The 25,064-nt window shown below is 66.9% G+C and carries 24 protein-coding genes; 7 read left to right on the top strand and 17 right to left on the bottom strand.

Translation table 11 applies throughout. The features are described from left to right. Nucleotides 1–124 precede the first annotated feature (124 nt). Together AC1DS0_RS09785 and AC1DS0_RS09780 are read left to right on the top strand one after the other, a co-directional pair. Nucleotides 125–406 (top strand): hypothetical protein, encoded by a 282-nt coding sequence (locus AC1DS0_RS09785; protein ID WP_143079671.1) that lies wholly within the window; start codon nucleotides 125–127, stop codon nucleotides 404–406. Nucleotides 407–494: 88 nt separating this feature from the next. Next, nucleotides 495–920, top strand: coding sequence for a SufE family protein (locus AC1DS0_RS09780; protein ID WP_476814155.1), 426 nt, complete (start codon nucleotides 495–497; stop codon nucleotides 918–920). Between the two features lie 262 nt (nucleotides 921–1,182). Here the strand turns inward: AC1DS0_RS09780 and AC1DS0_RS09775 are convergent, their stop codons facing one another. From AC1DS0_RS09775 to AC1DS0_RS09765, 3 genes are all read right to left on the bottom strand, one after another. Next, nucleotides 1,183–1,986 carry a DUF6456 domain-containing protein gene (locus AC1DS0_RS09775; RefSeq protein WP_476814154.1) on the bottom strand — a complete coding sequence of 268 codons (804 nt, stop codon included), beginning with the start codon at nucleotides 1,984–1,986 and terminating at the stop codon, nucleotides 1,183–1,185. Next, the gene (locus tag AC1DS0_RS09770; RefSeq protein ID WP_476814153.1) at nucleotides 1,986–2,351 is read right to left on the bottom strand and encodes a helix-turn-helix domain-containing protein; all 366 of its coding nucleotides are present in this window, start codon (nucleotides 2,349–2,351) and stop codon (nucleotides 1,986–1,988) included. Before AC1DS0_RS09770 ends, AC1DS0_RS09775 begins: the two co-directional genes overlap by 1 nt. Nucleotides 2,352–2,584: 233 nt before the next feature. Next, on the bottom strand, nucleotides 2,585–3,001 hold the full coding sequence (locus AC1DS0_RS09765) for a Ros/MucR family transcriptional regulator (protein WP_091831652.1): 417 nt from the start codon (nucleotides 2,999–3,001) through the stop codon (nucleotides 2,585–2,587). A gap of 396 nt (nucleotides 3,002–3,397) precedes the next feature. On the opposite strand from AC1DS0_RS09765, the gene AC1DS0_RS09760 reads away from it, so the two are divergent. Next, a complete protein-coding gene (locus AC1DS0_RS09760; protein WP_476814152.1) occupies nucleotides 3,398–5,539 on the top strand; it encodes a S9 family peptidase in 2,142 nt (713 codons plus the stop codon). A gap of 98 nt (nucleotides 5,540–5,637) precedes the next feature. Here AC1DS0_RS09760 and AC1DS0_RS09755 read toward each other — a convergent pair whose 3' ends face one another. Next, entirely contained in the window at nucleotides 5,638–7,116 is a 1,479-nt protein-coding gene (locus AC1DS0_RS09755) for a hypothetical protein (protein WP_476814151.1), read from the bottom strand. A gap of 283 nt (nucleotides 7,117–7,399) precedes the next feature. On the opposite strand from AC1DS0_RS09755, the gene AC1DS0_RS09750 reads away from it, so the two are divergent. Beyond that, nucleotides 7,400–7,999: a superoxide dismutase gene (locus AC1DS0_RS09750; protein WP_091831660.1), complete on the top strand. Its 600-nt coding sequence runs from the start codon at nucleotides 7,400–7,402 to the stop codon at nucleotides 7,997–7,999. A 64-nt stretch (nucleotides 8,000–8,063) separates the two neighbouring features. On the opposite strand, the gene AC1DS0_RS09745 is transcribed toward AC1DS0_RS09750, so the two are convergent. Next, nucleotides 8,064–9,689: a methyl-accepting chemotaxis protein gene (locus tag AC1DS0_RS09745; RefSeq protein ID WP_476814150.1), complete on the bottom strand. Its 1,626-nt coding sequence runs from the start codon at nucleotides 9,687–9,689 to the stop codon at nucleotides 8,064–8,066. A gap of 198 nt (nucleotides 9,690–9,887) precedes the next feature. After that, on the bottom strand, nucleotides 9,888–10,721 hold the full coding sequence (locus AC1DS0_RS09740) for a ChbG/HpnK family deacetylase (RefSeq protein WP_152016961.1): 834 nt from the start codon (nucleotides 10,719–10,721) through the stop codon (nucleotides 9,888–9,890). 127 nt (nucleotides 10,722–10,848) lie between these two features. Here AC1DS0_RS09740 and AC1DS0_RS09735 point away from each other — a divergent pair, with 127 nt between their 5' ends. Continuing rightward, the gene (locus AC1DS0_RS09735) at nucleotides 10,849–11,847 is read left to right on the top strand and encodes a glycosyltransferase family 2 protein (RefSeq protein ID WP_476814441.1); all 999 of its coding nucleotides are present in this window, start codon (nucleotides 10,849–10,851) and stop codon (nucleotides 11,845–11,847) included. A gap of 97 nt (nucleotides 11,848–11,944) precedes the next feature. Next, complete coding sequence (murJ, locus tag AC1DS0_RS09730) at nucleotides 11,945–13,471, top strand: murein biosynthesis integral membrane protein MurJ (RefSeq protein ID WP_476814149.1); 1,527 nt, start codon at nucleotides 11,945–11,947, stop codon at nucleotides 13,469–13,471. 1 nt (nucleotide 13,472) lies between these two features. Here the strand turns inward: murJ and AC1DS0_RS09725 are convergent, their stop codons facing one another. The 4 genes from AC1DS0_RS09725 to AC1DS0_RS09710 form a co-directional block, all read right to left on the bottom strand. After that, a complete protein-coding gene (locus AC1DS0_RS09725) occupies nucleotides 13,473–14,453 on the bottom strand; it encodes an NAD(P)H-dependent flavin oxidoreductase (protein WP_476814148.1) in 981 nt (326 codons plus the stop codon). A 6-nt stretch (nucleotides 14,454–14,459) separates the two neighbouring features. Continuing rightward, a complete protein-coding gene (locus AC1DS0_RS09720; RefSeq protein WP_476814147.1) occupies nucleotides 14,460–15,326 on the bottom strand; it encodes a branched-chain amino acid aminotransferase in 867 nt (288 codons plus the stop codon). A gap of 177 nt (nucleotides 15,327–15,503) precedes the next feature. After that, the gene (locus tag AC1DS0_RS09715) at nucleotides 15,504–15,821 is read right to left on the bottom strand and encodes an AzlD family protein (RefSeq protein WP_476814146.1); all 318 of its coding nucleotides are present in this window, start codon (nucleotides 15,819–15,821) and stop codon (nucleotides 15,504–15,506) included. Then, on the bottom strand, nucleotides 15,808–16,536 hold the full coding sequence (locus AC1DS0_RS09710) for an AzlC family ABC transporter permease (protein WP_476814145.1): 729 nt from the start codon (nucleotides 16,534–16,536) through the stop codon (nucleotides 15,808–15,810). The genes AC1DS0_RS09715 and AC1DS0_RS09710 overlap by 14 nt, the downstream gene beginning before the upstream one ends. 126 nt (nucleotides 16,537–16,662) lie before the next feature. On the opposite strand from AC1DS0_RS09710, the gene AC1DS0_RS09705 reads away from it, so the two are divergent. Further along, on the top strand, nucleotides 16,663–17,277 hold the full coding sequence (locus AC1DS0_RS09705) for a 4'-phosphopantetheinyl transferase family protein (RefSeq protein ID WP_476814144.1): 615 nt from the start codon (nucleotides 16,663–16,665) through the stop codon (nucleotides 17,275–17,277). A 4-nt stretch (nucleotides 17,278–17,281) separates the two neighbouring features. Here the strand turns inward: AC1DS0_RS09705 and AC1DS0_RS09700 are convergent, their stop codons facing one another. The 7 genes from AC1DS0_RS09700 to AC1DS0_RS09670 form a co-directional block, all read right to left on the bottom strand. Then, complete coding sequence (locus AC1DS0_RS09700) at nucleotides 17,282–18,022, bottom strand: TerC family protein (protein WP_476814143.1); 741 nt, start codon at nucleotides 18,020–18,022, stop codon at nucleotides 17,282–17,284. A gap of 19 nt (nucleotides 18,023–18,041) precedes the next feature. After that, nucleotides 18,042–18,746 (bottom strand): TerC family protein, encoded by a 705-nt coding sequence (locus tag AC1DS0_RS09695; RefSeq protein ID WP_476814142.1) that lies wholly within the window; start codon nucleotides 18,744–18,746, stop codon nucleotides 18,042–18,044. 72 nt (nucleotides 18,747–18,818) lie between these two features. Further along, nucleotides 18,819–19,898, bottom strand: coding sequence for a tartrate dehydrogenase (locus tag AC1DS0_RS09690; RefSeq protein WP_476814141.1), 1,080 nt, complete (start codon nucleotides 19,896–19,898; stop codon nucleotides 18,819–18,821). Beyond that, nucleotides 19,895–20,797: an alpha/beta fold hydrolase gene (locus tag AC1DS0_RS09685; RefSeq protein WP_476814140.1), complete on the bottom strand. Its 903-nt coding sequence runs from the start codon at nucleotides 20,795–20,797 to the stop codon at nucleotides 19,895–19,897. Before AC1DS0_RS09685 ends, AC1DS0_RS09690 begins: the two co-directional genes overlap by 4 nt. Nucleotides 20,798–21,022: 225 nt before the next feature. Then, the gene (pheT, locus tag AC1DS0_RS09680) at nucleotides 21,023–23,446 is read right to left on the bottom strand and encodes a phenylalanine--tRNA ligase subunit beta (RefSeq protein ID WP_476814139.1); all 2,424 of its coding nucleotides are present in this window, start codon (nucleotides 23,444–23,446) and stop codon (nucleotides 21,023–21,025) included. Further along, a complete protein-coding gene (locus tag AC1DS0_RS09675) occupies nucleotides 23,443–23,853 on the bottom strand; it encodes an ASCH domain-containing protein (RefSeq protein WP_476814138.1) in 411 nt (136 codons plus the stop codon). The genes pheT and AC1DS0_RS09675 overlap by 4 nt, the downstream gene beginning before the upstream one ends. Nucleotides 23,854–23,861: 8 nt before the next feature. Further along, nucleotides 23,862–25,049 carry a glycosyltransferase gene (locus tag AC1DS0_RS09670; protein WP_476814137.1) on the bottom strand — a complete coding sequence of 396 codons (1,188 nt, stop codon included), beginning with the start codon at nucleotides 25,047–25,049 and terminating at the stop codon, nucleotides 23,862–23,864. Between the last annotated feature and the right edge of the window lie 15 nt (nucleotides 25,050–25,064).

Below are 25,064 nucleotides of genomic sequence, written 5' to 3'. Positions count from 1 at the left end.
AGCTGAAGACGATACCCTGCCTTTGATTCAAATCGATGCTGTCGCCGACACCTGATCTTTCGACCCCGGCGCTATGGTTCGCTCATCCGAGGGCTGGGGAGCCCGGAACCGGATGGGGACCAAGATGGCTTATCTTCTGCGCAGCATGGCGATCGTCGGCGTGATCGCGCTGAACTCGCCCGTGTACGGCACGAAGAGCGAGCCCGATGCGCTCATGGTCGATGCGAAGGCGGCGATCGCCATCCTCGCCAAGATCGATCCCAAGGCGGCACTGCAAGGCGCTGCCAGCATACGCGAAGCCGCGGAAGTCCTGGCTGGACTGGAGCCGGAGACCCGGGCCCGGGTGCTTGCCCTGGCCGCAAGCGCCGCGACCCGCAGCAGCGAAACGTCGCCGCGACACCGCTAAGGCTTGACCTCGCCGCGCGGCAGGCCGAAGAGCTTCGCCATCCCCGCCCCAGGGCCGGCGGGTGAGCCGGAGGCCGACAGCGGAATTCATGAGCGAGAGCCTCGACGAGATCGTCGCCAATTTCGAGCTGCTCGACGAGTGGGACGATCGCTATCGCTACCTGATCGAGCTCGGGCGCACGCTCGCCCCCCTGCCCGACGAAGCGCACAACGATGCCAACAAGGTGCGCGGCTGCGCCAGCCAGGTCTGGCTCGAGACCAAGAGCGAGGGCGGCCCCGGCGCGGCGACGCGCCTCTCGTTCCGTGGTGACAGCGACGCCCATATCGTGCGGGGGCTGGTCGCGCTCGCCATCGCCATCCATTCCGGCCAGACGGCACAGGAAATCCTGACGACCGACGCCTTCGCGATCTATGAGCGCCTCGGCCTTGCTGCCCATTTGACGCCGCAGCGCTCGAACGGCGTGCGCGCCATGATGGAGCGGATCAAGAACGACGCCCGCGCGGCGCTCGCTTAGAGCCTCTAACAAAACCTGGACCTATCTGGACGCCGGCAATTCGTCCGATCCGCCAGGAGCGGTGCGCAGCCGATACCGTTGGTATCGGCAAGCGATGCGACGCCGCGGGCGGGCGAATTCCCGGCGCCGAAGGTGAGCCTTGGAGGGCCGCCTGCGGCGTCGGATCGACTTGCCGATATCGAAGGATATCGGCTGCGCGCTCCTCCTGGCATTCGGCTCCTCCAAGACCCATCCAGATAGGTCCAGGTTTTGTTAGAGGCTCTTAGTCGCGGCGTTCCGGCGGAGCCTGGATCACCGGGCGCGCATCGGGCGCGCGCCGAGCATGGCTCGCCGGTCGTTCCTGCTTTGCGCCGAGCCCGTAGTGCTCGACCAGCGCCGACAGCGCCAGCCGGAGTACGACCTTGGCAGAGCGCGCCGGCCATTTGCGCTCGCGCTCGACCTGGTCGAGCCCCTTGAGGAAACCGCAGACATCGATCGCCAGGCCCGACAATTCGGGGCCGAGGCGCTTGCAGGCGAGGCGCACGCGCTGGCGCGCCGCCAAACTGGAATCGGAGGCGTCGGCCGGCCCGCGCGCCGGGGCATGGGTGCCGGCGGCAAGGGCCGCATCCCAGTTGACCGTCACCCGCGGCAGCATCTGCGCCAGGGTCAGATCGGCACGGAAGCGCTCGCCGGCCGCAAACTCCGCTGCCGAGATCTGCGGCGCCCCATCCTTGCCGGGACGGCGATGAAGCCAGAGCAGCGGGCTCTCGCGCTCGTCCAGCACGACCTGCTGCGCTTCCCCGTCCACCATCACCGTCGTGGTCGCGCGCGGCCTATCGGGCTCCGTGCCGGCAAGGCGCAACCGCCGCTTGCCCGCTTCCGTGACCCAGCCGGCGAAGCCGGCCGCGACCAGGGCCTGCGCCTCGGCGGCCTCGACATAGCCGGCCCCGAGCGTCGTTCCGCCGGCGCCGCGGCGGTAGAGCGCGATCCGGCCACAGCCGAGCGGGGAGTCGACGCCATAGGCGCCGGGCTCGCTCAGATGCCGCAGCAGGCGGGATGGCGACTGGTTGCGATCGTCAGCGCTCATCATGCAGCCTCCGAGGCGAAACCCAGCTGCAGGCCGAAGGCGAGGTGCGCCAGACCGGTCTCGAGCGCTGATACCGCGAGGTCGAAGGCCGGCTGATCACGCCGGTCCTCCACCAGGGCGCAGGCATGGCGCACGGTGGTACGGTCACGCTCGAAGCAGGCGCCGACCTGCGTCAAGGTCAGACCGAAGCCGACATGGGTCAGATACATCGCGAGCTGGCGGGCGAAAGAGATCCGGCGCTGGCCGCGCCCGGTCCGCAGCGCCCCGGCGGGCAGGCCCATCGCGCCGCAGACGGCGGCTTCGACCAACCTCGCCGGTGCGCTCCACCGCATCATGTCTGGCCGCTTGGCAATCACAATGTTCATGATATGTTCCATTGCGGGTATCGCCTCCCCGAATTCAACTGCGACGCTTACAGGTATATATTCCTATAATTCTTCACCACAAGCACGAAGTCGACCATCCCGACAGGCTCCTGACATTTTTGGGTCGGAGACGGCCCGGCTCGCAGGTCACAAACTCCCAAAAGAAAAAGCCGCCGGGTAATCCGGCGGCTTCTTCACGACCTCAGCGATGAGGCAGCTTGGTCTGCTGTGCCTCAGCGGCGCTTGCGGCGCTGCTGGCCCAGACCCATCTTCTTGGCAAGCTGCGAGCGCGCCTCGGCATAGTTCGGCGCGACCATCGGATAATCGGGCGGCAAGCCCCACTTCTCGCGATACTGCTCGGGCGACATGTTGTACTGCGTGCGCAGATGACGCTTGAGCGACTTGAACTTCTTTCCGTCCTCCAGGCAGATCAGATAGTCGGCCGTGATCGACTTCTTCACCGCGATGGCAGGCTTCGGCGCCTCGACCGGAACAATCGGGGCGGCACCGCCGACAACACGATTGAGGGCGGCGTGGACGTCGCTGATCAGCGACGGCAAGTCCGATGCCGGGACAGAATTGTTCGACACGTAGGCGGAAACGATATCTGCCGTGAGCTCGATGAAATCGGAACCGTCTTGGTCAGCCATGATGGCGTTGCTCCATTGTTTTATTGACCGGTCATAGCGGTGACTGCGCCCAGCTCTGTTTCCAGGCGCAAGCGCCCTCCCTGATCGCCGCCGACGAACGGTCGAATTTCCGCCGGAATAGAATCATGCAAAACGGACCAGCGGCACTCGTCTAAGCCATGCAGTTCAATATCGCAAGTGGCCTGACAAGGATTCGAATACATTCGTTGAGACATATTATTGCTTATTTTGTAAGCGCAGATCGTAACCATGACGCTTTGCGCTGCAGCATTTGCGCCAAAAGGTTGTCCTTGTCAGTGTCCACCCCCACCTCTACCTGTCGTCAACCGCAGAGATAGAGCGATCCCTATATGGATCGCTCCTTGGAAATGATCAAACCGAGTCCGGAGACCAAGCATGACTAGCCAGGGCAAGGTCGCCTCGCCGCCGATTGCCGCGGTCCGCCCCCAGAGCCGCGTCGTCCATGGCGTCACCTTGAACGACGATTATGCCTGGCTGCGCGCCGAGAACTGGCGCGATGTGCTGCGCGACCCCGATACGCTGCCAGCCGAGATCCGCAAGCATATCGAAGCGGAGAACGCCTGGTGCGATACACTGATGGCGCCGACGAAGGCACTCCAGCGCGAATTGATCAAGGAGATGCGCGGGCGCATCAAGGAGGACGACAGCGAGCCGCCACAGCCGGACGGACCGTTCCTCTATTACAGCCGCTATCGGCGTGGCGGCGAGCACCCGCTGATCTGTCGCAAACCACAGGCGAACGAAGGCGGCAAGCCCGGCCGTGAACAGGTCATGCTCGACGCTGACGCGCTGGCCGAGGGCAAGGAGTTCTTCGATCTCGGCGACGCCGAGCACAGCCCGGACCATCGCCTGCTGGCTTGGAGCGCCGACGAAGCCGGTTCGGAACTGTTCCTGATCCGGGTTCGTGATCTCGCCACCGGCAAGGACCTGCCGGACGCGATCGCCGATACCTCCGGCGAGATGATCTGGGCGGCCGATTCCAGCGCCTTCGCCTATGTCGCGCTCGATGACGACCACCGCCCGACACGTGTGTTGCGCCATCGGCTCGGCACGCCGCAGAGCGAAGACGAACTGCTCTATGAGGAGACCGATCCCGGCCTGTTCGCCGATATCGACCAGACCCAGTCGCGGCGCTTCCTGCTGATCTCCAGCAGCGACCACGAGACCTCGGAGGTGAGCCTGGTCGACCTTGCCGACAAGGCGAGCAAGCCCAGGCTGGTCGCCCCGCGACTGGCGGGACGCCAGTATAGCGTCGAGCATCACGGCGACGAGTTGCTGATCCAGACCAATGCCGACGGCGCCGAAGACTTCAAGATCGTGCGTGCGCCGCTCAGCGATCCTTCGCCGTCCAACTGGGTCGATCTCGTGCCGCACAAGCGCGGCCGGCTCATCCTCAGCCATATCTGCCTCGCCGGCCGGCTGATCCGCCTGGAGCGCGAGGAGGGCCTGCCGCGCATCGTCATCCGCGACCTTAAGAGCGGAACGGAAAGCAGCATCGCCTTCGACGAGGAGGCCTATGGGCTCGGCGTCGATGCCGGCTACGAGTTCGACACCAACACCTTGCGCTTCATCTACGCCTCGATGGCACGGCCGGCCGAGACCTATGACTACGACCTCGCAACCGGCGAGCGCACTCTGGTGAAGCGCCAGGAGGTGCCGTCCGGCCACGATGCCGAGGCCTATGTCGTGCGCCGCATCTTCGCGACGGCCAAGGACGGCGCCAGGGTGCCGGTCTCCGTGCTGCATCGGCGCGACCTGACGCTGGACGGCTCGGCGCCCTGTCTGCTCTACGGCTACGGCTCCTATGGCGCGGCGATGTCGGCCTCGTTCCGGACCCGGCCCCTCAGCCTGGTCGACCGCGGCTTTGTCTATGCGATCGCCCATATCCGCGGCGGCACCGACAAGGGCTGGGGCTGGTATCTCGACGGCAAGCGCCAAAACAAGCCCAACAGCTTCACAGACTTCATCGCTGCTGGCGAAATGCTCGCAGCCGAGGGCTTCACCAGCCGCGGCCGCATCATCGCCGAGGGCGGCAGCGCCGGTGGCATGCTGATGGGCGCAGTCGCCAATCTCGCGCCGGAGCTGTTCGCCGGCATCATCGCCGAGGTGCCGTTCGTCGACGTGCTCAACACCATCCTCGACGAGAGCTTGCCGCTGACCCCGATGGAATGGCCGGAATGGGGCGACCCGATCCGGGACCTCGCCGCCTTCCGGACGATCCTGGGCTATTCGCCCTATGACAATGTCAAGGCGCAGGCCTATCCGCCGATCCTGGCGACGGGCGGTCTCGCCGATCCGCGCGTGACCTATTGGGAGCCGGCGAAATGGGTGGCGCGCCTGCGCGCCACCATGACCGGCGGCGGCCCGATCATGCTGCACACCAATATGGACGCTGGCCATGCCGGGGCGGCCGGGCGCTTCGACTCGCTGAAGGAGACCGCCCTTGCCTATGCCTTCGCCATCACGGCGGCAGGTGGCGGCTGGAGCAAGACCGATGAGGCGGAGGGCGTCAGCTAGATCGCGATGCGTGCGATCGGACGCAAAGTGGCGATCCGGCTCCTTGTCTGAGCATCAGATTGGACCGAAACGTGGATTCCACTTTTCGGTCCAGTGCTCTAGGCGCCGAGCTTGTCCTTCTCGCTGGCGAGATAGGTCTTCAACTCGTCCATCGAGGCAAAGACATAGTCGCCATCCGGCGTGCGGGCATGGATCGAGCCGTCGGCGAACATGGTGAACTGCGTCTCGCCGACCTGATAGGCACCGATCACGCCCTCGTTGGACGCCGCAGGCTCTTCGTTCGGCTTGGCGTCGTCCGGCTTGGCTTCGGCTACCTGGGCTTCTGCTGCCTTGGCATCGGCTGCTGATGGCTCGGCTTTCTCGACAGGCGACTCGTCCACCGTTGCGAAGGCCGGCTCGGCGGCCAGCTCCGAATCTGGTTCGGGTAGCGAAGGCTCGTTCACCAGGGGAGCGGGCTCGACCTTCACCTCCTCCGGCGGCACCTTGTCGGCAGCCTCGGCCTCGACCTCGCTCAGGGCACCGGGATCGCGCGGCTGCGTCACCGGCGGCCAGGGCCGCGGCGCTATCCAGCTCTCGGCTGTATCGACGTTATCACGGTCGCGCCGCGGCGGCTCGACCTCCGGCGCATTGACAACCCCGGCGAGCTGATCGCGCAGCGCGTTGAATTCGTCGTCGACAGATGAAGACGGTTCCGACCGCGCGGAGTGATCGATGCGCGGCCACCACAGCTGCTCCTCAGAGCTCGTCGCAGGCACGGCCTGCAGCTTGGAGGCATCGTCGCGCTCATGCTCGTCCTGCCCGGCTTCGGGCTCATCCACCGCGGCGTCAGGTTCGGCGATGCCATCGACTTTCTCGTCAGTCGGGTGCGAGGCCTCGTCGATATCGGCGGTGTCCAGGTGCTTCGGCTTGTCCTGCGCGTCCTCGGCCTTCCCGTTCGCCTCACTGCTCTCGTCTCGCTCGTCCGGGCGAACACCCGCGGGGGCGATATCGAGCACCGGCGAGACCGGAGGTAGCAGCCAGTCATCGATGTCGCCGGCCGTGGCGACGGGCGCCTGGGATGGTTCGGCGACAACAGTCGAGGGCAGTTCGGCGCGATCGGAACGGGCCCCTTCGTCGCCCTCTGCCTTGTCGGCTTCGTCCGCCGCCTCGACTGCCTGCTTCTCGTCAGGCTTATCCTCAGCCTTGCCGAGGCTGGCCAGTGCACCGACCACTGCAGCAGCACCAGCTCCAGCCGCCAGCGTGGCCGCGATGCCGACAGACCCGGCGTCGGACGCCGGCGCCTTCTCGAGCACGGGCTCCGGAGGCGAAGGCGCGGTAGCCGGCACCGGATGCTCGACGACACGCGGCTCGGACAGTGCCACCGCTGCCATGGCGCCGCTGACCAGCCCCTTGAGACGGCGGACCTCGGCGAGAACCGCCGCGAGCGCGAGCAGGATCAAGCCGGCGACCATCGACAGTCCTCCGAGGATGACCTCAGTGAAGCCACGCTCCAGGACGCGATATGGCCAACCATCGACGATGGCATAGGCACCGCCCGCCAGCAGGGCGAACCCGAGAACCACGAAAAGCCTGACCAACGCTTGCTCCTTTGGGGCGAGACGAGCTGCGACAGCTTGCCGCCTCGGCGGTTAACCTATCGATACCATCCGGTATTGCCAACCAAACGGCCTGCACCGGCCCTTCCAACGGAACGCAGGCCGGCTGTGCCGGAATTCTCGGGCTCTGGCGGTTGCCGCTGCGAACCGGGCGGCTTAACTAACAGGCGAATGGCGGGGTGTTCCGCCGGGCGTACATTGCCCATGCGTTGCGTCATTGCAGCCATTCTCACGTCGCGATTTCGACAGCCCAAGGAGAGGCCCCATGTCCTTTACCCTGCCCGATCTTCCCTATGCGCATGACGCCCTCCAGCCCTTTATGTCGAAGGAGACGCTGGAGTACCACCACGACAAGCACCACCTCGCCTACGTCAACAACGGCAACAACGCGATCAAGGGCACCGAATTCGAGGGCAAGTCGCTCGAGGAGATCGTCAAGGGCTCCTATGGCAAGAACCCGGCCGTGTTCAACAATGCCGGCCAGCACTACAACCACCTCCATTTCTGGAAGTGGATGAAGCCCAATGGTGGCGGCAAGCTGCCGGGTGCGCTTGAGAAGGCGATCACCGATTCCTTCGGCTCGGTCGACAAGTTCAAGGAAGACTTCGTCGCCGCCGGCGTCGGCCAGTTCGGCTCGGGCTGGGCCTGGCTCGAGGTCAAGGGCGGCAAGCTCGCCGTCAGCAAGACTCCGAACGGCGAGAGCCCGCTGGTCCATGGCGGCACGCCGATCCTCGGCGTCGACGTCTGGGAGCACTCCTACTACATCGACTACCGCAATCGCCGCCCCGACTATCTCAAGGCTTTCCTGGAGAGCCTGGTGAACTGGGACTACGTCGCCGAGCTCTATGACGGCGCCAAGGCCTGATCGTCACATTCGATCAATGAAGACGGACGGGGCCCTGTGGGGCCCCGTTTCGTTTGGCCAACGCTCAAGCTGCGACGCGCTTGAGGAACTGGTCGACTGTCGAATCGAGCCGCATCGCCTGGGCCGAGACCTCGCCGGCGGCCTGGCGGACCTGCTCGGCAGACCGGCCGGTCTCCTCGACGCTGTCGGCCAGCACGCTGAGATCACTCGACACGGAGAGGGCCGAGGTGCTCGCCATCGCGACACCGCTGGCGATCTCGCCGGTGGCGATCGCCTGCTGCTCGATCGAGGTCGCGACCGAATTGGCGAAGCTCTCGATCGCGCCCATGCGGGTGGCGATATTCTGGATCGCGTCGACGACCTCGGTGGTCGCGCCCTGGATCGCCCCGACCTGGCTAACGATCCGGTCGGTGGCGTCGGCGGTCTGGGAGGCCAGGCTCTTAACCTCTGCCGCGACCACCGCGAAGCCGCGACCAGCCTCGCCGGCGCGCGCCGCCTCGATCGTCGCATTGAGCGCCAGGAGATTGGTCTGTGCGGCGATATCGCGGATGAGGTTGACGACTTCGCCGATCGCCCGCGCCGTCTCGTCCAGCGCCTGGACCGAGCCCGCCGTGTCGCGGGAGGCGGAGGCCGCCTCGACGATCTCGGTGCGGACGCGGCGGATCTGGAACTCGACCTCGCGGATCGCTGCGCCCATTTCCTCGGCCGCCTGGGCGGCGTTCTCGACATTGGCCGACGCGCCGTGCGAATTCTGGGCGGCGCGAGCGGCGCGCTCAGACGACTCCGCCGCGACCCGCGCCAGGCCGTCCGAAGCCTCGCCCATCCGGTCGGCATTGCTCTTGAAGGCCTCGAGCGCGACCCCGACCTCGCCGCGGAACAATGCGATGGCCTCCTCGACATGCTTCTGGTGGCGATGGCGATCCGCCTCGGTCGTCAATTGCTGCTGCTGCAGGCTCGCCCGCTCGGCGAGGCGCAGCTTGAGCACGCCGAGCGCCCTGGCGATCGCCCCGATCTCGTCCTGGCGGCCAACCGCGTCGATCGGCGTGTCGAGCTTGCCGTCGGAGATGCCGACGATCGCGCGGGTCATGCTCTTCAGCGGCCGCATGGTCCGCGACAGCGAGATCCAGAGCAGCGGCCCGAGCACGACGAGCAGGGCGATGCCGATCCCGATCGTCAGGAACTGCTCCCAGGCCGAGCGGGCGACGAGCCGGGTCTTGTCGAAGCGCAAGGCAACGTAGCCGATCTGCTTCTTGAAGCCGCCGACCTTCACCGAGAGCAGCTGCGTCACATAGGTCTTGTCCTCGAGCCGCAGGGTGTCCTTCTCGGCGAGCAGGTCCCAGGCTTCGCGCCCGAGCTCCCGGCCGAGCTTGTTCGGAGTCAGCGACAGCCGCGCCTCGTCATTGCGGCCAGCAGAGGCGAGCGCGACGAGGTCATCGGCGACGAAACCCGCGTCGAAATCGGGATCGCGCTTCAGCGATTCCAGGATGTAGGTCAAGGTGACGGTGTCGCGCGCCAGGATCAGCGGCGGAGAGGCATGGACGATCATCGCTGTCAGCGACATCATCTTCTGCTCGAGATCGCCGCGCGTCTTGGCTTCGTTGTAGCGGGAGGCAGCGATGACGACAAAGACGATCGCGACGGCGACGATGGCGACCGCAGCCCCGGCGATCTGGCTGCTGAGCGAGCGCATCACCCTCTCGACCTGGCCGAGCTGCGGCGCGGCCACATGCGATCGCGGCGCCCGCGATTGAAACCAGGCCATCACGCTCATCTTCCGCGAACTCCAGACACCGACATCCCCAGGCTGTCGGGACCGTCACTCCGCAGGGTGAACGAATGGGGTAAATTTTCGATTGCGTGCGGCGATCCTGCACGCGACCCGACAGGATCAACGCCGGCCAGAGTCGGTGAAACGACCGATCCGCAGCCCCGGCGGCGCGAACGCCATCAGCGCCGCATGCTCGAGCGGGCGCGTCGCGACGACAGGGTCGAGCGCGACGAGCTCGTCGTCGACATGGCCGGGATGGCACATCACCAGATGCGCCGGCCCCGGCTGAACGAGGAAGGCCTCGAGATCGTCAGCGAAATCGCGCTCGGGATCGAAAGGCGAGAAACCGGAGAAGCCGCGATTGGTCGGGATGCCACGTCGGACTGCGGACCGGCGCAGTCCCATGGCGAGCCCGGCGACGGTCAGCGCCTTGCCGACAGCGATGCCGCGGGCCCGGATCGCCGCGATCGAATCGGAGGGATCACGCAGATAGACCGAGCCGGCGGGATAGCGGGCCGCCAGCGCATCGAGCACCTGATGGCGGACACCGGGCAGGACATGGACATGCTGGTGGCCGTCGACGAAATCAGGCGCCCGGCCGAGATGCTGCTCGAAGGCGTCGAGCTGGCGGGCGATCTCGGCCGCAATCTCGGCACGCGCCGCGCCGGAGCGCAGCGCCAGCGGCGCGAGCCCGCCGAGCCTCGGCAGGGTGCCCGATGGCGCGACAGTCGGCATGGCCGAGAGCGGGGCAGCGCAGGTCAGGTTGAGGTGAAGGCCGAGATCGGCTCGGCCGGAGAAGGCTGCAAGCTCGCCGGCGAGGCGCGGCCAGTGCGGCCGGTTGGTCATAGCCCCGGTGGCCGAGAGCCTGCCGGCGGCGAGCAGCTCCAGGATCGAGCGGCTGACGCCCTCGGTCATGGCGAAATCATCGGCGCAGAGCACGAAGCTGCGGGTCATGCCGGCTGTTACCCCCTATTCATCAGCGCTGGTATATGGAGCCTGCGGTTGGTTCCACAGCCCTAGCCGAGCAACGAAGGTCCTGAAAGCCTTGTCCGCGATTGCGCCCAGCTCCGCCTCCACCACGATGCCGGCCCTCGCTCCGCGGCCGGAGCTCTCGATCGTGGTGCCGGTCTACAACGAGGCCGACAATCTCGCGCCGCTGATCGCACGGCTCGAGCCGATCCTCGACGCCCACGCCGCCGCCTGGGAGATCGTCTGCGTCGACGATGGCAGCCGCGACGGCACGCTGGCGGCGCTACGGGCCCTCAACGCGCAGGACAGCCGGATCCATGCCATCTCCTTCAGCCGCAATTTCGGCAAGGAGGTCGCGATCGCCGCCGGGCTCGACCATGCCAATGGCGACGCCGTGGTGATCATGGATGCCGACCTGCAGCATCCGCCGGAGGTGATCCCCGCCTTCCTGGCGAAATGGCGCGAGGGTTTCCTCAATGTCTACGGCCAGCGCACCGACCGCGAAGGCGAGAGCCCGCTGAAGCGCAATTTCGCCAAGGCCTTCTACAAGCTCTTCGCCAGCTTCGGCGAGACCGAATTGCCGGAAGGGGCCGGCGACTTCCGACTGCTCGACCGGCGCGTGGTCGAGGCGCTGCGGGCTCTGCCCGAACGGGCGCGCTTCTCGAAGGGCCTCTATGCCTGGGTCGGCTTCCCGGCGACCGGCGTGCCCTTCGCGGTCGCCGACCGTGCCCACGGCGAGAGCAAGTTCCGCTTCCGCAAGCTGTTCAGCTTCGCCTTCGATGGAATCTCCTCATTCTCGACCGTGCCGCTGAAGATTGCGACCTGGCTCGGCGTGCTGATCGCTATCGTCGCGACCCTGACCGGCCTGTATTTCATGGTCCGGACGCTGCTCTTCGGTACCGACCTGCCGGGCTTTCCCTCGCTGATCGTCTCGATCATGTTCTTCTCCGGCATCCAGCTGATCTCGCTCGGGATGATCGGCGAATATGTCGGGCGCATCTTCGCCGAGGTGAAGCGCCGGCCGCTCTATCTGGTCGGCGAGCGGGTCGGATTCGACAAGCACGACAACGCCCATCCGCGCGGCAATGTGCTGCCGCCCGGGATCGGGTAGGCGCCATAGCGAGCCCGGTGCTGGACCATCTCCCGCGACGCAGCTATGCGGCTACCTGCAAAGGGGACTGCCGACCGTGGCGGGCCCGAGTGGCGCGATGCTGAGAAAGATCCTCTCCGTCAGCGGCTTCACGCTGCTCTCGCGGCTGTCCGGTTTCCTCCGCGACACCGTGCTCGCGGCGACGCTCGGCGTGAGCGGGCTGATGGACGCCTTCTCGGTGGCCTTGCGCCTGCCGAATCATTTCCGCGCCATTTTCGGCGAAGGCGCCTTCAACCAGGCCTACATCCCGGCCTATAGCCGCATCCGCGAGCAGTCTGGCGAAGCCGCCGCGGCACAATTCTCGAACCGCGTCTTCTCGCTCAACCTCATCGTCCAGATCGTCCTGGCGGGGCTCGCCATCCCGTTCATGCCGGAGCTGGTCCGGCTGCTGGCGCCTGGCTTCGCTGGCGATCCCGTGCGCTTCGACCTTGCGGTGACGCTGACGCGGATCACCTTCCCCTACCTTCTCTTCGTCACGCTGGTGACGCTGCTCTCGGCCAATCTCAACGCCGTCGATCGCTTCGCGGCGGCGGCGGCCGCGCCGATCCTGCTGAATATCTGCCTGATCGGGGCGCTCTTCGTCGCCTTCCTGTTCCCGAGCGCGGCCCATGCCGCCGCCTGGGGCGTCGCCGTCGCCGGCGTGCTGGAATGGCTGCTGCTCTGGATCGCGGCGCGGCAGGCAGGTGTCTCGGCGGCGCTGACCCGGCCGCGCCTCGATGGTGAGGTCAGGGGCTTCTTCAAGGCCTTCGGACCGGCGGTGATCGGCTCGGCCGGCGTGCAGATCGCCCTCTTCGCCGACACGATCATCGCGTCGCTGCTGCCGGCCGGCGCCTATTCGGCGCTGTACTATGCCGAGCGCCTCTATCAATTGCCGCTCGGCGTGATCGCGATCGGCGTCGGCACCGTGCTGCTGCCGACGATGAGCCGCGCCATCGCCAACGGCAACGAAGCCAAAGCGGAGGCGGCGCAGAACCGCGCGATCGCGCTCACCCTCGTCGCCGCAGCCCCCTTCGCCGCCGCCTTCCTCGCCATTCCCGAGCTGATCGTCGCGGCGCTGTTCGAGCGCGGCCGTTTCGACGATGCGGCGACGCAGGCGGCGGGCGCCGTGCTGTTCGCCTATGCCATCGGCCTGCCGGCGATCGTGCTGATCCGCGCGCAGGTCTCGAGCTTCCAGGCACGCGGCGACACGACGACGCCGATGCTGGTCTCGCTCGCGGCCATCGCCGCCAATGTCGGGCTGAAGCTGCTGCTCTGGAGGAGCCATGGCGCGCCCGGCCTCGCCCTCTCTACCGCCGTCGGCGCCTGGATCAATCTCGGCGCGCTCTATGGCCTCGCGCTGAAGCGCGGCTGGACCAATCCCGATCGCGCTTTGCCGCTGCTGATCGTGATCGTCGGCGTCGCTGCCGGCTTTGCCGCGCTGGTCGCCCGTTTGCTGGCCGAACCGCTTTATGGGCTGCTGATCCGGTTCCCTTACGAACCGCGGCTGATTGCCCTCGCCATCCTCAGCCTGGTGGCTACCGGCATCTATGGCGTGGTGGCGCTCGGTGGCCTGAGGTCGGCCGGGCTGTGGCGACTGCTGCGCTAATTCAGCCTGCGATCAGTCTCGCGCCAGCTTTCAGTTGGCCGGCCGCCTCGTCGATCATGCGCGCGACGATCTCGCCCGCCGACGGGATGTCCGAGATCAGCCCGGCAGCCTCGCCGAAGACCACTGCCGCCTTGTCGGGATCGCCGGCCATGAAGGCCTCGCGATAGGCCGGCGCCTCCGCTTCGATCGCAGCGCGCAGATCGGCCTCGCGCCCGCGCCATGTCGCGATGAAGGCGTTGTCGCTGACGCGGATATCGAAGGGCTTCGGCCAGTCGAGCCGGCGGGCGATGTCGGGCAGCGCCGACCGCACCGTCTGGTCGCCTGTCGCCGCCAGCGCCGCCGCGTGATGGTTGGGGTGGACCAGCGCCTCGCGGCTCGCCCAGAAGCGGGTGCCGACCAGCACGCCGTCGGCGCCGAGCATCAGCGCCGCGGCAAGGCCACGTCCATCGGCGATGCCGCCGGCCGCGAGCAGCAGCGTGTCCGGGCTCTCACGCGCCAAGAGGTCGGCGACCTCCGGCACGAACGGCAAGGTGCCGCGGCGATGGCCATGGCCGCCGGCCTCGGCGCCCTGTGCGACGATGATCGCCGCGCCCGCCTCGAGTGCAGTGCGAACATGGGCCAGGCTCTGGCACTGGCAGATCAGCGGTACACCGGCCGCAGCAACCTCGCCGGCGAAAGGCGTGGGATCGCCGAAGGAGAGCATCAACGCCGCCGGCCGATGCGCCAGCACCTCGCCGAGGAGATGCGGCTGCTTCGCCAGCGACCAAGTGATGAAGCCGCAGCCGGTGCGGGTGTTGCCGGCAGCGGCGTATTGCGTCGTGAGCCAGCCGCTGTCGCCATAGCCGCCGCCGATCAGGCCGAGGCCGCCGGCGCGGGTCACGGCGGCGGCCAGTGCCCCGCCGCCCGCCAGAGCCATCGGCGCCGACAGGATCGGGTGCTCGATCCCCAGGCGCTCGGTCAGGCGGGTGGCAAGCCGGGCCATCTGGCCTCAGGCGCCCTTGCTGTGAGCGAAGTCCATGTAGAGCTCGCGGGCCTTGCGGAACATCGGGCCGGGTTGGAGCTGGCGATCGTCGATCTTGTAGATCGGGATCACCTTCGAGTAGTTGCCGGTCGAGAAGATCTCGTCGGACTGCTCGAAATCCTCATAGCGCAGCGTCGTCTCCTCGACGGTGACGCCGGCCTGGCGCAAGAGGCCGATGGTGCGCTGGCGGGTGATGCCGTTGAGGAAGGTGCCGTTCGGGGCCGGTGTCTTCACCACGCCGTCCTTGGCAAGGAAGATGTTGGAGGTGCCGGTCTCGGCGACATTACCGAGCATGTCGAGTACCAGCGCATTGTCGAAGCCCCTGCCCTTTGCCTCGCGCAGGACGCGGGCATTGTTGGGATAGAGGCAGCCGGCCTTGGCGTCGGTCGGCGCGTTCTCCAGGGTCGGGCGGCGGAACGCGCCCTTGGTCACCGAGAAGCCCTTGCCGGGATCGCCCATCTGCGCCTCGAACAGGCAGAGCGCGAACTGGGTCGACTCGGGGTCGCCGATGATGGTCGACGGGCCGTCGGCCTCGGCCCAGTACATCGGCTTGATGTAGAGCGCGGTACCGCCGGTGAATTTCTTCACACCCTCGGCGGCCTTGGCGACGATCTCCTCGGCCGACATGGTCGGCTTCAGGCCGAGCGCGAGAGCGGAGCGATTCACGCGCGCAGCATGCCGGTCGAGATCGGGCGAGACGCCGTCGAAATGGCGGGCACCGTCGAAGACTTGGGAGGCCTGCCAGGCGGCATGGGTGCGCGGGCCCATGATGCCGGGGTTCCCCTCGCGCCACTCACCGTCGAACCAGGTCCATGTCTGCGAATACCAGGCCATCATGCGCTCCGATCGGTGAGAGTTTCTGGCCGGCACCGTCTGCCGCAGGCAGGACGACGTCAACATGTCGGCCGCATGCCGACGAACGATTGCTGTGATGGATGCGATCGTAGCCGGTGATGGATCGCGGCGGCAGGCGCAGCTTCGCTCACAGGCCTGCGCGATCGCGCCCAGGCCTCAAAAGCCCGCTGCCCGCATCAGCGAGACGACCACCATGCCTGTCACGAGCGCCAGCAATTCGCTGCGCCTGATCACCATGCTGGCGATCGCCGCCAGCAAAGCGAGTCCGGCGGCAAGGCCGAGCCGCTCGATCAGCGGCAGGACGGTCGCGACCACGATCGAGCCCGGCAGGGCGGCAAGCCCGCGCCGCACCCGTGGCGTCAGCGGTATGAAGCTCATCAGGACGACGCCGGAGATGCGGCAGAGATAGGTCGCCAGCGCCATGCCGAGGATGGCGAGATAGGGGCCCCAGTTTCCGGGTTCAGGCAGGGTCATCGAGCAAGGCTCCCGCCACGGCGCCGGAGAGCGCGCCGACGATGATGAAGGCATAGCCGTCGACCAGCCGCGCAGTGACCAGCGCGACGATGCCGGCGATGATCCAGGGCAGCATCGCGCGCTTGCCACGCCAGAGCGGCACAATCATCGCCGCGAAAAAGATCGGCATCACCATGTCGATCCCGTATTTGCGGGGATCGGCGACGAGCGTGCCGAGCAGGTAGCCAGGGACCGTCATGGCGACCCAGAGGACCCAAAGCGCAAGGCCGGCGCCAAGCACGACACCGACGTCACGTCCGCCCTCGCTATGATAGCGCGTGCCGACCAGCCAGTTCGCATCGGTGAAGAAGGAGAGCTGGAAGGCTGTCACGAACCAGGGATAGCGCGAGAACCAGGGTTGCAGCGACGCCGCCTGCAGGATGGTGCGGGCGTTGACCGTCGCGGTCACGAAGGCGAGTGCGACGATCGCGCCCCAGGTCCATTCTGGCCGCCAGAGCTCCATCGCCACGAGCTGCGAGACGCCGGCATAGACCAGCGCGCTCATCAGCACCGCCTCGAACAGGCTGAGCCCCTTGGCCGAGGCGGCAGCGCCGAAGGCGACGGCGAAGACGACAACGCCCGGCATCAGCACGGAGACGCGGCGCAGGCCGAGCCGCATGCCGGCCAGGGTGAGCTGGGCCGCAGGTTGCGGCTCGGAATTGTCGTCGGAAGGCATCTGTCCTCGAACCGGTTTCCCCGTGTTGCGTCAACGCCCTGCAAGCTCCGGGCCTCCATGAGCGTGGCGCAGGGCGGGTCGGACGATCGCCTTCCGCGCGGGCGCACGCTGCACTAGAAGCGCGACATGCTCTGGCTCTCCTCCATCGATCAGATCGCCCCTACCCTGCCCGCGGCCTGGCTGATTGCGACACAGGCACAGCCGACGAACCTGCCGGAGCGTTCGCGGTTGCGGCGCTCGCTCGCCCGCGAGATGTTGGCGCGCCAGTTCGGTCTACAGGACGATGCTGTCGAGATCGGGCATGAGCCAGCAGGACGCCCGCTGATCCTTCGTCCACGCGCCTCAGGCCTGCACCTGTCGCTCGCGACGCGTGCAGGTCTCGTCGCGATCGCGCTGGCGCATCGGCCAGTCGGTGTGGATGTCGAACAGGTCGTACTCGCAAGCGAGCCGCCGCTCGCCGCGCTGCATCCGCAAGAGCGGCGCTGGCTGCAGGGCTTGCCCGCCCCTGCCCGGCCGCTGGCCTTCGCCCAGCTCTGGAGCGCCAAGGAAGCCTATGTGAAGGCACTCGGCACCGGCTTTTCCCGTGCCCCCGAGAGCTTCGCAGTCCGCCTCGATGGCGCCGAGCGTTTCGCCGTGACTGACGAGCAGAACGACCGCACCGCAAGCGGTTTCATCCGGCTCACGAAAAACGGCGGCCATGAGAGCATGGCCGCCGCATTCATTGTTCTCGATCAAGCCTGATTTTTCAGCCCGGCTGGTCGACCGGCTTCTTCTTCAGCGCATAACCGACGACGACGACGAACAGCGCGCCAAGAACGGCGGCCGCGTAGTGCGGCATGCTCGCAGGCGCAAGCCCGACCGGATTGACGTCGAGCGGCACGGTGACGACCCAACTCGGGACCACCGTCATCAGCCAGCGCAGCACAGCCGCATCGCCGAGGATCATCTCCGCTGCGATCCAGCCGAGCAGGGCTGCGCCGAGCCAGACGATAATGGGATAGCGTTCGATGATCTTGGTCAGGAGCTGGGCGCCCATGATGATCAGCGGGATCGTCAGCAGCAGGCCGAAGATGAAGAGCTCGGCATGGCCGCGCGACGCAGCCGCGATGGCGACGACGTTGTCGAGACTCATCACCGCATCGGCGATGGCGATGGTGCGGACGGCGCGCCAAAGATTGTCGCTGGCTTCGATGTCGCTATGAGCTTCCTCCTCGCCCATGGCGAGCTTGATCGCGATCCAGAACAGCAGGACGCCACCGACCACCTTGAGGAAAGGCACCGCCAGCAGATAGCTGACGACCAGCGCGAAGATGATGCGCAGGCCGACGGCAGCGCCGGCGCCGAGCCAGATGCCGAGCGTGCGCCGGTTTTCAGGCAGCGAGCGGCAGGCGAGCGCGATGACGACCGCGTTGTCGCCCGAGAGCAGGAGGTCGATCCAGATGATCTGGAGAAGCGACACCCAGAAGGTCGATGACGAGAAATCCATAGGTCGGTCAGTCCCTGTGTCAGAGGGCCGGATCTGGCCGGCGATGCTTGAGGAAATAGCCGAGGCCGAGCACGAGCAGGGCCCCGAGGATGGCGGCGGGGTATTCGAGCTGATGAGCGAGCGTCTCGCCGAGCTTGCCGATCAGCCAGGGGTCGGTCTCGAACATTTCGCCCGCGACCCAGCCGAGCAGGCCAGCGCCGGCCCAGACCAGCACCGGGAAGCGGGTCAGGAGCGAGGTGATCAGCGAGGCGCCGAGCACGATCAGCGGGATCGAGATGATCAGGCCGCCGACCAGCAGCGGGATCGAATCCTTGGCGACGGCCGCGATGGCGAGCACGTTGTCGAGGCTCATGACGATGTCGGCGATAGCGACGGTCTGCACCGCCTTCCAGAGCTTGCTGCTGGCGGCGACAGCGTTCTCGTCGCTCTCGCCATCCTCGATGATCAGCTTGACCGCGATCCAGACGAGCAGCAGCGCGCCGATGATGTGCAGGAACGGCATGTTGAGGAGGGAGGCGATCAGCACGGTGAAGACGACGCGCAGCAGCACCGCCACGCCGGCACCGAGCGCAATGCCCTTGGCGCGCTGCTCGGGTGCGAGCGCCCGGCAGGCGAGCGCGATCACCACCGCATTGTCACCCGACAGGACGATGTTGAGCGCGATGATCTCGAAGAGCTTGCCCCAGAGCGCCGGGTCCAGCAGAGAAAACGTCAGATCGGGCACCTTATCCCCCCTCCTTAAGTCTTACGTCTTTTCGGCGCCGACCACCGCTTGTGGTCAGCGCCAGCGTCGTCGTCAACCCAGCGCCTGCTCGATCGCCTTGCCGGCAGCCTCAGTCTTTAGGCTACCGCCGAGATCGCGCGTGCGGGTGCGGGCATCGCCGAGCGCGCGCTCGATCGCGGCCTCGATCGCCTTGGCTGCCTCGTGCTCGCCGAGGTGATCCAGCATCATCGCGCCCGACCAGATCTGGCCGACCGGGTTGGCGATGCCCTGCCCGGCGATGTCGGGGGCAGAGCCGTGCACGGGCTCGAACAAGGACGGGAATTCGCCGGTCGGGTTGATGTTCCCCGACGGGGCGATGCCGATCGTGCCGGTGCAGGCCGGGCCGAGATCGGAGAGGATGTCGCCGAACAGGTTGGAGGCGACGACCACGTCGAAACGGTCGGGGTTGAGCACGAAATGCGCGGTCAGGATATCGATATGGTACTGATCGACGGCGACGTCCGGATAGTTCTTGGCCATCTCCTTCACCCGCTCGTCCCAGTACGGCATGGTGATCGAGATGCCGTTCGACTTGGTCGCCGAGGTCAGCTTCTTGCGCGGCCGGCGCTGGGCCAGTTCGAAGGCGTATTTGAGCACGCGGTCGACGCCGACGCGGCTCATCACCGTCTCCTGGATGACGATCTCGCGGTCGGTGCCGCCATACATCCGCCCGCCGACCGAGGAGTACTCACCCTCGGTGTTCTCGCGCACGACAAAGAAGTCGATATCGCCCGGCTTGCGGCCGACCAGCGGGCCAGGCACGCCCGGCATCAGGCGAACGGGCCGCAGGTTGACGTATTGGTCGAACTCGCGGCGGAACAGCAGCAGCGAGCCCCAGAGCGAGATATGGTCCGGCACCTGGGCGGGCATGCCGACGGCGCCGAAGAAGATCGCGTCATGGCCGCCGATCTTCTCCTTCCAGTCGTCCGGCAGCATCTTGCCGTGCTTGGCGTAGTAGTCGCAGGAGGAGAAGTCGAACTCGTCGAGCTGGATCTCGAAACCGTACTTCTTCGCGGCCGCCTCGAGCACGCGCAGGCCCTCGGGCATGACCTCCTTGCCGATGCCGTCGCCGGCGATGGCGGCGATGCGGTAGACGCGATTGGTGCGGCTCATGTGTTCTCTCCGAAGAAGGCCGAGAATTCGGCGGCGACGAGATCGGGGATCTCCTCCGCCAGATAATGCCCGCCCGGCAGGGCCCGGCCTTGGACGTTTTCCGCGCGCTCGCGCCAGAGCGCCAGCACATCGAAGCATTTTCCGACGGCGCCGCGATCGCCCCACAGCGCCAGCAGCGGGCAGGAGACCTTCCTGCCGTCATCGGCATCGTCATGGGCGATGTCGATCGTCGCCGCGGCGCGGTAATCCTCGCAGCTGGCATGGATCATCGCCGGATCGCGAAAGCAGCGCAGATATTCGGCGAGCGCCGCCGACTCGAACAGCTTCATGTCGGAGGCGCGCCGGCTCGTCCAATAGAACTCCGGATCGGCGCCGATCATGCGCTCCGGCATCGGTGCCGGCTGGATCAGGAAGAACCAGTGCCAATAGGCGCGGGCGAAGGCGTCGGTGGTGTCGCGATACATCTCGCGCGTCGGCGCGATGTCGAGCGTCGCCAGCTTCAACACCCGCTCGCCATGGTCGAGTGCCAGCCGGTGCGCGACGCGGGCGCCGCGATCATGCGAGCCGACGAAGAAGTGTTCATGGCCGAGCGCGCTCATGACCTCGGCCATGTCCTGCGCCATGGCGCGCTTGGAATAAGGCGCGTGATCGGCGGCGCTCGGCGGCTTTTCCGAATCGCCGTAGCCGCGCAGATCCGGGCAGACCAGGGTGAAGCGCCGCGCCAGCTGCGGAGCCACGCGCCGCCACATGATGTGCGTCTGGGGATAGCCGTGGAGCAGCAGGAGCGGCGGCCCCTCCCCGCCGGTGCGAACGCGAATGCGCGCACCTGACGTCGTGACGTCGAGCAGCCGGAAACCGGGGAACAGATCGTCCGCGACAGGGAGCTCGACCAGCGACATCAGGCCTCTCAGATTGCAACAATCAGAGCCGATACCCGGATTTTCAACCGATTTCCTGCGTCGATTATTTCATAATTCTGGTCAATAACGCGGGGGCGCGGGTAGCACAAAGCCGTCATTCTCGGGCGAAGCGAAGCGCAGACCCGAGAATCTCATGACGAAAAGGCACCATCCGGCGCCCATTCTGGCCTGAGATGGTCGGCTCAAGGCCGACCATGACGTTCCCTATCCCCGCAACACCGCGCCGTAGCGCTTGCTCATCTCGGCGACGATCTTGGCCGCGACAGCCTCGATCTCGGTGTCGGTCAGCGTCTTCTGCGTCGGCTGCAGCGTCACGGCCAGCGCCACGGACTTCTTGCCCGGTTCGACACCTGTGCCCTCATAGAGGTCGAAGACGCCAACGTCCGAGACCAGCGCGCGGTCGGCGTTCTGGGCGCTCTTGGCCATCTCGCCGGCCGCCACCGCCTTGTCGACGATGAAGGCGAAGTCGCGCGTCACCGGCTGGAAGTCGGAGAGCGCCAGCTTCGGCTTGACCTTGGTCGGCTTGTACTTCGGCAGCGGCAGTGCATCGAGATGGATCTCGAAGGCGACCAGCGGGCCCTTGACGTCGAGCGCCTTGAGCACGCGCGGATGAACCTCGCCGAAAGCGCCGATCACGCCCTTGGGACCGAACTGGAGCGTGGCCGAACGGCCGGGATGGGCCCAGGCCGGACCGCCCGCGACGATCTGCAGTCCACCGACCGGCACACCGAGGCCGGAGAGCAGGCCGAACACGTCAGCCTTGGCATCGAAGGCGTCGACCGGCTTGGCGCCGCCGTCCCAATGGCGGCCGGCCCCCTCGAGCCTGGCCGTGCCGCGGCGAAGGCCAGCGGCGGCAATGAGCTGGCCTTCCGGCTCGTCGCTCAGGAATATCTGGCCGACCTCGAACAGGGCGACGTCACTGAACCCACGGTCGGCATTGGCCTGCGCCGAGCGGATCAGCCCCGGCAGCAGCGAGGGCCGCATGTCGGAGAGATCGGCCGCGATCGGGTTGGCGAGCACGAGCTTGCGCGAGCCGCCGCCGAAGAGCTTGGCTGCATCATGCGAGATGAAGGACCAGGTCACCGCCTCGACCAGCCCGCGGCTGGCGAGCAGGCGCTTGGCCGCGCGGGTGCGCTTCTGGAGCACGGTCAGGACCGGCTTGATCACCTCGCCCTTGATGCGCGGCAGCGGCGCAGGCGCGACGCGGTCGATGCCGGCGATGCGCAGGATCTCCTCGACGAGATCGGCCTTGCCCTCGACATCGGCGCGCCAGGACGGCGGCGCGACCTTGACGCGATCACCGGCGCCGGAGACGTGGAAGCCGAGCGAGGTCAGCGCCAGCTTCATCTCAACCACGGGCAGGTCGAGCCCGGTCAGGCGCTTGACCTCGGACCAGGGGAAGTCGATGGCGCGCGGACTCTCCGGCAGGTCGCCGGCGAAGACGACCTCGGACGGCTCGCCGCCGCAGAGCGAGATGATCATCTGCGTCGCCATGTCGAGGCCGGCACGGGTGAAGTCCGGATCGATGCCGCGCTCGTTGCGGTAGCGGGCATCGGAGTTGATGCCGAGCGCGCGGCCGGTGCGGGCGATGTTGAGCGTGTTCCAGACCGCGCTTTCGACCAGCACGTCGGTGGTGCTCTCGTCGCAGCCGGAATGCTCGCCGCCCATCACGCCGGCGATCGATTCGACGCCGTTGTCGTCGGCGATCGCAACCATGTCCGAGGTCAACGCATAGGTCCTGCCGTCGAGCGCCAGCACCTCCTCGCCATCCCTGGCGCGGCGGACGACGAGGTCGCCCTTGACCTTGGCTGCGTCGAAGACGTGCAGCGGCCGGTTGCGGTCGAAGGTCATGAAGTTGGTGATGTCGACCAGCGCATTGATGGGGCGCAGGCCGATGGCGCGCAGGCGCGCCTGCAACCATTCCGGCGACGGGCCGTTCTTGACGCCGCGCACCAGCCTGAGCGCGAAGACCGGGCAAAGATTGCGGTCTTCCTCGGCGAAGTCGAGCTTCAGCGCAACCGGGCACGGGAAGGCGCCGCGCACCGGCTGGACCGGAGCGGTCTTGATCGTTCCGAGGCCGGCGGCGGCGAGGTCGCGGGCGACGCCGGCGACACCGAGTGCATCGGCGCGGTTCGGCGTCACCGCGATCTCGATCACGGCATCGTCGAGGCCGGCATAGGTCGCGTAGGGTTGCCCGACAGGGGCATCCTCAGGCAGGTCGAGGATGCCGTCATGGTCTTCCGAGATCTGCAGTTCGGCGGCCGAGCAGAGCATGCCGTTCGACTCGACGCCGCGGATCACGCCCTTGCCGAGGGTGATGTCCTTGCCGGGGATATAGGTGCCGGGCGGAGAGAACACGCTCTTCATGCCGGTGCGGGCATTGGGGGCGCCGCAGACGACCTGGACCGGCTCGCCCGAGCCGGTGTCGACCATGCAGACGCGCAGCCGGTCGGCGTTCGGGTGCTGCTTGGCCTCGATCACATAGGCGATCGTGAAGGCACTGAGCGCCTTGGCCTTGTCCTCGACGCTTTCGACCTCAAGGCCGACCCGGGTCAGCGTCTCGGTGATGGTGTCGAGCGAATCGGTGGTGTCGAGATGCTCTTTGAGCCAGGAAAGCGAGAATTTCATGCTGTTACGTCCATCGGAGCGAACACCTCCACCAGACGGAAGCGTTCGCAAAGCAAGATCATGTCGGGACTGAAGACGCCGAGGCGCCGGAAATAGTTTTCATGGGCTTCGCGCCAGGAGGCGAGCGTCCTGTCGTCCTCACCCTCCTCGAAGGCGAACGCCTCGTCGATCTCGTCGAAGCGCCTGGGAAACAGTTCAAGCGTCTCGATCACGCAAACGGGGCGCTTGTCGCCGTCGAGTACGATCCACAGTTCGCCGACTTTCGGGCAGTCGGGGGCATCGGGTGTATTCACCGTCGCGCGCTTGCGGCCGGCGACGACCAGAGCCGCCAGCTCGGTAGCCAGTTCCGGACCGTCGCCGAAGGAGAAGGTCCGACAATCGCGATATCGCTCGGGAATCCCGGTCATGTCCATGGTCAGGCAGCCCCGTCGCGTCGGACCGCGACGGTCGACAATTCGGGCTGACTGTCGTTCAGTTGGTCCTCGCCATCCGTCCTGATCTTCATCGCATTGCCGCGCCAGCTCACTTCGCGGGCAATGAAGGCATAGGCCCAGATGCCGGGGAAGATGAGGTCGCGGGTCAGATAAGCCAAAGGCGTGCGCCAGTTCACGAACCAGCCGACGCCCTTCGCCAGCACGATCTCGCCGGCATACCAGAGTACGAGGACGGCGAGCACGGCTTGCCAGATCGCCAGCCCGAAAGCCGGCGCGGCGTAAGCGGCAAGCAGCGCCGGCACCAGCGGCCCGACCAGAATCTCCGGCGCGAAGAAGGGCAGGAAGGTGACGCGGCGCAAGCGCGCCCAGCGGAACTGGCGCTGGACGACGTCGCGCAGACTGCGCGGCCCGAGCGGCTGCTCGAAGGGCTGGCCGACGAGATGGACATGCTTGCCGGCCTTGCGCACCAGCTTGGTCGCCGCGGCATCCTCGGCGATCTCGGCAGCGAGCGCGGCGATGCCGCCATTGGCGTCGAGAAAAGGCTTGTTCCACAGCATCGACTTGCCCTGGGCGAAGCCGAAGCCGAGCGCCTCGCCGGCATATTGCCAGCGCGCCTGGAAGGTATTGAGGAAGGCGCACTCGACCTCGGCGCCGAAGCAGCCCGGCCGCGAGCCGGCCGGCGTCGAGCAGACCAGCCCGGTGTCCTCACGCCAGGAAGCCATCAGCCGCTGGACATAGTCCTTCGGCATCAGCACGTTGGAATCGGCGAGGATCACCCAGTCATGGCGCGCCGCCTCCCAGCCCTTGACGCAGTTGTTGAGCTTGGGATTGGCGCTGACCGCGACATCGCCGACGATCAGGCGGACGCGATCGGCGCCATAGATTCCGATCAACTCCTCGATCAGCGGCACGATCGGATCGTGGCCGTCGGCGACGCAGAAGATCGTCTCGTATTGGGGATAGTCGAGTTCCAGGCCGGAGGTCAGCGTCTCCCGGCTGAAGGTCTCGATGCCGCGCACCGGGCGCACGATCGTCACCGGCGGCGCGAGCTTCTGCAGGCGCGACGGCGCCTGCTTGCGGCGCAGGCGCACGAAGGCGACGGCCAAGCACAGCAGATTGGCGGCGACCATCAGCGCCGCGATCAGCCCAGCCCATTGCGCGCCGTTCATGCGTCTCCCCTCAGG

It is taken from the genome of Allobosea sp. P4_H5 (assembly GCF_056400825.1).
Note: the sequence above shows the minus strand (reverse complement) of the source record. Positions and strands in the feature narration are given on the sequence as shown.

Bases quoted from the DNA above. Each gene is read 5' to 3' on its own strand.
- AC1DS0_RS09785 (WP_143079671.1), top strand. From the start codon at position 125: ATGGCTTATCTTCTGCGCAGCATGGCGATCGTCGGCGTGATCGCGCTG.
- AC1DS0_RS09780 (WP_476814155.1), top strand. From the start codon at position 495: ATGAGCGAGAGCCTCGACGAGATCGTCGCCAATTTCGAGCTGCTCGAC.
- AC1DS0_RS09775 (WP_476814154.1), bottom strand. From the start codon at position 1,986: ATGAGCGCTGACGATCGCAACCAGTCGCCATCCCGCCTGCTGCGGCAT.
- AC1DS0_RS09770 (WP_476814153.1), bottom strand. From the start codon at position 2,351: ATGAACATTGTGATTGCCAAGCGGCCAGACATGATGCGGTGGAGCGCA.
- AC1DS0_RS09765 (WP_091831652.1), bottom strand. From the start codon at position 3,001: ATGGCTGACCAAGACGGTTCCGATTTCATCGAGCTCACGGCAGATATC.
- AC1DS0_RS09760 (WP_476814152.1), top strand. From the start codon at position 3,398: ATGACTAGCCAGGGCAAGGTCGCCTCGCCGCCGATTGCCGCGGTCCGC.
- AC1DS0_RS09750 (WP_091831660.1), top strand. From the start codon at position 7,400: ATGTCCTTTACCCTGCCCGATCTTCCCTATGCGCATGACGCCCTCCAG.
- AC1DS0_RS09745 (WP_476814150.1), bottom strand. From the start codon at position 9,689: ATGCGCTCGCTCAGCAGCCAGATCGCCGGGGCTGCGGTCGCCATCGTC.
- AC1DS0_RS09740 (WP_152016961.1), bottom strand. From the start codon at position 10,721: ATGACCCGCAGCTTCGTGCTCTGCGCCGATGATTTCGCCATGACCGAG.
- AC1DS0_RS09735 (WP_476814441.1), top strand. From the start codon at position 10,849: ATGCCGGCCCTCGCTCCGCGGCCGGAGCTCTCGATCGTGGTGCCGGTC.
- murJ (WP_476814149.1), top strand. From the start codon at position 11,945: ATGCTGAGAAAGATCCTCTCCGTCAGCGGCTTCACGCTGCTCTCGCGG.
- AC1DS0_RS09725 (WP_476814148.1), bottom strand. From the start codon at position 14,453: ATGGCCCGGCTTGCCACCCGCCTGACCGAGCGCCTGGGGATCGAGCAC.
- AC1DS0_RS09720 (WP_476814147.1), bottom strand. From the start codon at position 15,326: ATGGCCTGGTATTCGCAGACATGGACCTGGTTCGACGGTGAGTGGCGC.
- AC1DS0_RS09715 (WP_476814146.1), bottom strand. From the start codon at position 15,821: ATGACCCTGCCTGAACCCGGAAACTGGGGCCCCTATCTCGCCATCCTC.
- AC1DS0_RS09710 (WP_476814145.1), bottom strand. From the start codon at position 16,536: ATGCCTTCCGACGACAATTCCGAGCCGCAACCTGCGGCCCAGCTCACC.
- AC1DS0_RS09705 (WP_476814144.1), top strand. From the start codon at position 16,663: ATGCTCTGGCTCTCCTCCATCGATCAGATCGCCCCTACCCTGCCCGCG.
- AC1DS0_RS09700 (WP_476814143.1), bottom strand. From the start codon at position 18,022: ATGGATTTCTCGTCATCGACCTTCTGGGTGTCGCTTCTCCAGATCATC.
- AC1DS0_RS09690 (WP_476814141.1), bottom strand. From the start codon at position 19,898: ATGAGCCGCACCAATCGCGTCTACCGCATCGCCGCCATCGCCGGCGAC.
- AC1DS0_RS09685 (WP_476814140.1), bottom strand. From the start codon at position 20,797: ATGTCGCTGGTCGAGCTCCCTGTCGCGGACGATCTGTTCCCCGGTTTC.
- pheT (WP_476814139.1), bottom strand. From the start codon at position 23,446: ATGAAATTCTCGCTTTCCTGGCTCAAAGAGCATCTCGACACCACCGAT.
- AC1DS0_RS09675 (WP_476814138.1), bottom strand. From the start codon at position 23,853: ATGACCGGGATTCCCGAGCGATATCGCGATTGTCGGACCTTCTCCTTC.
- AC1DS0_RS09670 (WP_476814137.1), bottom strand. From the start codon at position 25,049: ATGAACGGCGCGCAATGGGCTGGGCTGATCGCGGCGCTGATGGTCGCC.